The following is a 5,419-nucleotide window of genomic DNA, read 5'->3' on the forward strand; positions in this document are numbered from 1 at the left end:
GGGGGTCGGGGGTCTCCCCTCTCCCCCCCCCCCCCCACCGGCATGCCTCCCTCACCCCCCTCACGCCCGGCCAGGAAAACCCGGCCGGCCCGCCCCCCCCCCCCCCCCCCCCCCCCCTCGCGCGTCCGCTCATCCCCGGGCAGTGCCCGGACGCGTCAGCTGCAGCCGCTGGTCGAGCCGCAGCCCTCGCAGATGTAGCAGGAACCGGCCCGCTGCATCTTCGTGCCGCAGGAGAAGCACAGCGGGGCGTCGGCCTGGATGCCCAGCTGCATCTCGACCAGCTCGGCGCTGGTGTGGGCCTGCTTCGGGGCGGGCTTGGCCGCCTCGGTCTCGGCCTTCGGCGTGACGACCGCCTTCAGTTCCTGGGCCCGCGGCGCCGACTGGGCCAGGCCCTCGACGTCGACCTCTTCGTCGAGGGACGGCTCGTACGAACCGGTCTCCAGGTGGCGCTGGCGCTCCTCCGCGGAGTGGATGCCCAGGGCGGAGCGCGTCTCGAAGGGCAGGAAGTCCAGCGCCAGGCGGCGGAAGATGTAGTCGACGATCGACTGCGCCATCCGCACGTCCGGGTCGTCCGTCATGCCGGCCGGCTCGAAGCGCATGTTGGTGAACTTCGAGACGTAGGTCTCCAGCGGCACGCCGTACTGGAGGCCGACCGAGACGGCGATGGAGAAGGCGTCCATCATGCCCGCGAGCGTCGAGCCCTGCTTGGACATCTTCAGGAAGACCTCGCCGAGCCCGTCGTCCGGGTAGGAGTTGGCGGTCATGTACCCCTCGGCGCCGCCGACCGTGAAGGAGGTGGTGATGCCGGGACGTCCCTTCGGGAGGCGCTTGCGGACCGGGCGGTACTCGACCACCTTCTCGACCGCGGTACGGATCGTCTCCTCGGCCTTCTCGGTGATCTCGGCCTTCTTCTCGTCCTTCTTCTTGGCGGAGAGCGGCTGGCCGACCTTGCAGTTGTCGCGGTAGATGGCGAGCGCCTTGACGCCCAGCTTCCAGGCCTCGAAGTAGATCTCCTCGACCTCCTCGACGGTCGCCGTCTCCGGCATGTTGACCGTCTTGGAGATGGCGCCGGAGATCCAGGGCTGGATCGCGGCCATCATGCGGACGTGGCCCATCGGGGAGATGGCGCGCTCGCCCATGGCGCAGTCGAACACCTCGTAGTGCTCGTGCTTGAGGCCGGGGGCGTCGATCACGTTGCCGTGCTCGGCGATGTGGGCGACGATCGCCTCGATCTGCTCCTCCTGGTAGCCCAGGCGGCGCAGGGCCTGCGGGACGGTGCCGTTGACGATCTGCATCGAGCCGCCGCCGACCAGCTTCTTGAACTTGACCAGCGCGAGGTCGGGCTCGACACCGGTGGTGTCGCAGGACATCGCCAGGCCGATCGTCCCGGTCGGGGCGAGCACGGACGCCTGGGAGTTGCGGAAGCCGTTCCTCTCGCCGAGGCGCAGCACGTCCTGCCACGCCTCGGTGGCGGCGGCCCACACCGGGGTGTCCAGGTCGTCCATGCGCACGGCGGTGCCGTTGGCGTCGGCGTGCTGCTTCATGACGCGCTGGTGCGCGTCGGCGTTGCGGGCGTAGCCGTCGTACGGGCCGACGATCGCGGCGAGCTCGGCGGAACGCCGGTAGGCCGTGCCGGTCATCAGGGAGGTGATCGCGCCGGCGAGGGCGCGGCCGCCGTCGGAGTCGTAGGCGTGGCCGGTCGCCATCAGCAGGGCGCCGAGGTTGGCGTAGCCGATGCCGAGCTGGCGGAAGGCGCGGGTGTTCTCACCGATCTTCTGGGTCGGGAAGTCCGCGAAGCAGATCGAGATGTCCATCGCGGTGATGACCAGCTCGACGACCTTCTGGAAGCGCTCGGTCTCGAAGGCCTGGTTGCCCTTGCCGTCGTCCTGGAGGAACTTCATCAGGTTCAGCGAGGCCAGGTTGCAGGACGTGTTGTCCAGGTGCATGTACTCGCTGCACGGGTTCGACGCGGTGATCCGGCCGGACTCGGGGCAGGTGTGCCAGTTGTTGATGGTGTCGTCGTACTGGATGCCGGGGTCGGCGCAGGCCCAGGCGGCCTCGGCGATCTTGCGGAAGAGTCCCTTGGCGTCGACCTCCTCGATGACCTCGCCGGTCATCCGGGCGCGCAGGCCGAACTGGCCGCCCTGCTCGACCGCCTTCATGAACTCGTCGTTGACGCGGACCGAGTTGTTGGCGTTCTGGTACTGGACGGACGTGATGTCGTCGCCGCCCAGGTCCATGTCGAAGCCGGCGTCGCGCAGGACGCGGATCTTCTCCTCTTCCTTGACCTTGGTCTGGATGAAGTCCTCGATGTCCGGGTGGTCCACGTCGAGGACGACCATCTTGGCGGCGCGGCGGGTGGCACCGCCGGACTTGATCGTTCCGGCGGAGGCGTCGGCTCCGCGCATGAAGGAGACCGGACCGGAGGCGTTGCCGCCGGAGGAGAGCAGTTCCTTGGAGGAGCGGATCCGGGAGAGGTTCAGGCCGGCGCCGGAACCGCCCTTGAAGATCATGCCCTCTTCCTTGTACCAGTCGAGGATCGACTCCATGGAGTCGTCGACGGACAGGATGAAGCAGGCGGAGACCTGCTGCGGCTGGGACGTGCCCACGTTGAACCAGACGGGGCTGTTGAAGCTGAAGATCTGGTGCAGGAGGGCGTACGCCAGCTCGTGCTCGAAGATCTCGGCGTCGGCGGGCGAGGCGAAGTACTTGTGGTCCTCACCGGCCTTCCGGTACGTCTTCACGATGCGGTCGATCAGCTGCTTGAGGCTGGTCTCGCGCTGCGGGGTGCCCACGGCACCGCGGAAGTACTTGCTGGTGACGATGTTGACCGCGTTCACCGACCAGAAGTCGGGGAACTCGACACCACGCTGCTCGAAGTTGACCGAGCCGTCGCGCCAGTTGGTCATGACGACGTCACGGCGTTCCCAGGCCACCTCGTCGTAGGGGTGGACTCCGGGGGTGGTGTGGATGCGCTCCACACGCAGTCCCTTGCCGGCCTTGTTGCCCTTGGCTCGGGAACTCCGTGCCGGACCGCTCGCCGTCTCTGTCATGCCGCCTCCCTGTACAGGCTGAAACGCCCTGAAGTGCCCCGTTGTTTCCGTGGCACGGTGTTCTGTCTGATGCTGCGGGTGCCCACTCGCCTGCCCGCAGCAGGTCTTCTCATCGCCGCCGCCCGGCCGCTCCCCGTACCTGGCGTCCGGGGCCGGCCCGCCGGTCAGTCGGCGGCGCGGGCGGGCTCGGGGGCCTGAACGGCCCCTGTGGACCCGCTGTCGTCTTCCTGGCCCTGTGCGACGGCTCCTCCGCGGTCCCCGTCGTCCGCGGCGGATCGCTCCGCCCGCCGGAGCTCCGCGATCGCGGCCTCGAAGTCCTCGAGCGAGTCGAACGCCCGGTAGACGGAGGCGAACCGCAGGTAAGCGACGAGGTCGAGCTCCTGCAACGGGCCGAGTATGGCCAGCCCCACGTCATGGGTGGTCAGCTCGGCACTTCCGGTGGCCCGCACCGCCTCCTCGACGCGCTGGCCGAGCTGGGCGAGCGCGTCCTCGGTGACGGGCCGTCCCTGGCAGGCCTTGCGCACACCGTTGATGACCTTGGTGCGGCTGAAGGGCTCGGTGACTCCGGACCGCTTGACCACCATGAGCGAGCACGTCTCCACGGTCGTGAACCGACGGGAGCAGTCGGGGCACTGGCGGCGTCTGCGGATCGACGTGCCGTCGTCGGTCGTACGGCTGTCGACGACACGGCTGTCGGGGTGCCTGCAGAAGGGGCAGTGCATGAACTCCCAACCCTCCTCACAGCAGACTCAATAGCCCCGTCGGGCCTCAGGGGCCTCACGAAGCAGCACCAGCATAGGCGATCTCCGAAGCCCTTCAGACCGGGGGACCACAACTTCTGGGCCGCTGTGGCAATCCAACCACTAGATGTGGGGATTGGCTCATACACGCACGTCCCGCACGCGTGTCGCACGCACCGGGCCGCACACGGGGTGCCCGGCCGCCTCCGCAGTACCCGGACACGCCCGTTCGAATCCCCTCCGGGGCCGCCGGACGCGCCGCACGCCGGCGCCGCTCATGGGGAGATGCCGTGCACGGGGAGGGGAGGGGCGGTGCGGCTCCCGGGGAAAGCCGGAGCCGTTCCCCCGGCCACGGGACGCCCGGTGGCAGACTGGGGCCCGCCGGCGCGAGGCCCTCGCCTCGGCGGTGAAGGGTACAACAAGGGACCCGTTCGTCCGGCGGGAGGCATGGCGGCCGATACACCCGGACAGGAGATCACACACAGCAATTCGCGGATTTTCACTCGAACGTGTGTTTGGCGCAACCTTTCGAAAGCATCTACCGTTGTGCTGCAGGGAGACCATCGAGAGGGGCCGACGTGACCACCACCGCAGACAGTGCCGCCATCACTGCCCAGGACCGCTCCCAGGGCCGGCTCGAACCGGTGCACACGAGGAACGAAGCCGTGCACCCCGAGGGACCCAAGCGCTCCCTGCCGGGCCGACCTCCCGGCATCCGGGCGGACAGCTCCGGACTCACCGACCGCCAGCGCAGGGTGATCGAGGTCATCAGGGACTCGGTACAGCGACGCGGCTATCCGCCGTCGATGCGTGAGATCGGACAGGCGGTCGGCCTCTCCAGCACGTCGTCCGTGGCGCACCAGCTGATGGCACTGGAGCGCAAGGGCTTCCTGCGCCGCGACCCGCACCGCCCGCGCGCGTACGAGGTGCGCGGCTCCGACCAGGCCGCCCCCGTGCAGCCCGCGGACACCGCCGGCAAGCCGGCCGCATCCTACGTCCCGCTCGTCGGCCGCATCGCCGCCGGTGGGCCGATCCTCGCGGAGGAGTCCGTCGAGGACGTCTTCCCCCTCCCCCGGCAGCTCGTCGGGGACGGTGAACTGTTCGTGCTGAAGGTCGTGGGCGACTCCATGATCGAAGCCGCGATCTGCGACGGCGACTGGGTCACGGTGCGCCGCCAGCCCGTCGCCGAGAACGGTGACATCGTGGCGGCGATGCTCGACGGCGAGGCGACCGTCAAGCGCTTCAAGCGCGAGGACGGCCACGTCTGGCTCCTCCCGCACAACGCGGCCTACGAGCCGATCCCCGGCGACGACGCGACCATCCTGGGCAAGGTGGTGGCCGTTCTGCGGCGCGTCTGACACACGGCGCGGGACCGGCATCGACCGCCGCCCCGCCCCTCGACCGGACCCCGGGACCCCTGCGCCGGTTCCGGGGTCCTGCGCTGTCCGGCCCCGGTGACAAGCACCGCCGGCGGACGGTGACAGGCTCCGGCCGCCCCGGGGGGGGGGGGGGGGGGGGGGGGGGGGGGGGGGGAGCGGGGGGGTGGGGGGGGGGGGAGGGAGGGGGGGGGGGGGGGGGGGGGGGGGGGGGGGGGGGGGGTGTGGTGGCACACGCACCCACACCGGA

General features: G+C 70.1%; 3 protein-coding genes. 1 reads left to right on the plus strand and 2 read right to left on the minus strand.

Annotation, left to right across the window (positions count from 1 at the left end):
• Positions 1-155 precede the first annotated feature (155 nt).
• Both ACZ56B_RS19770 and nrdR read right to left on the minus strand, forming a co-directional pair.
• A complete protein-coding gene (locus ACZ56B_RS19770; protein ID WP_468791740.1) occupies positions 156-3,053 on the minus strand; it encodes a vitamin B12-dependent ribonucleotide reductase in 2,898 nt (965 codons plus the stop codon).
• Positions 3,054-3,217: 164 nt separating this feature from the next.
• Positions 3,218-3,775: a transcriptional regulator NrdR gene (nrdR, locus tag ACZ56B_RS19775; RefSeq protein WP_468791743.1), complete on the minus strand. Its 558-nt coding sequence runs from the start codon at positions 3,773-3,775 to the stop codon at positions 3,218-3,220.
• Between the two features lie 596 nt (positions 3,776-4,371).
• On the opposite strand from nrdR, the gene lexA reads away from it, so the two are divergent.
• Positions 4,372-5,151 (plus strand): transcriptional repressor LexA, encoded by a 780-nt coding sequence (gene lexA, locus ACZ56B_RS19780; protein WP_468791746.1) that lies wholly within the window; start codon positions 4,372-4,374, stop codon positions 5,149-5,151.
• The last annotated feature ends 268 nt before the right edge of the window (positions 5,152-5,419 follow it).

This window comes from Streptomyces sp. NPDC034670 (genome assembly GCF_055574875.1).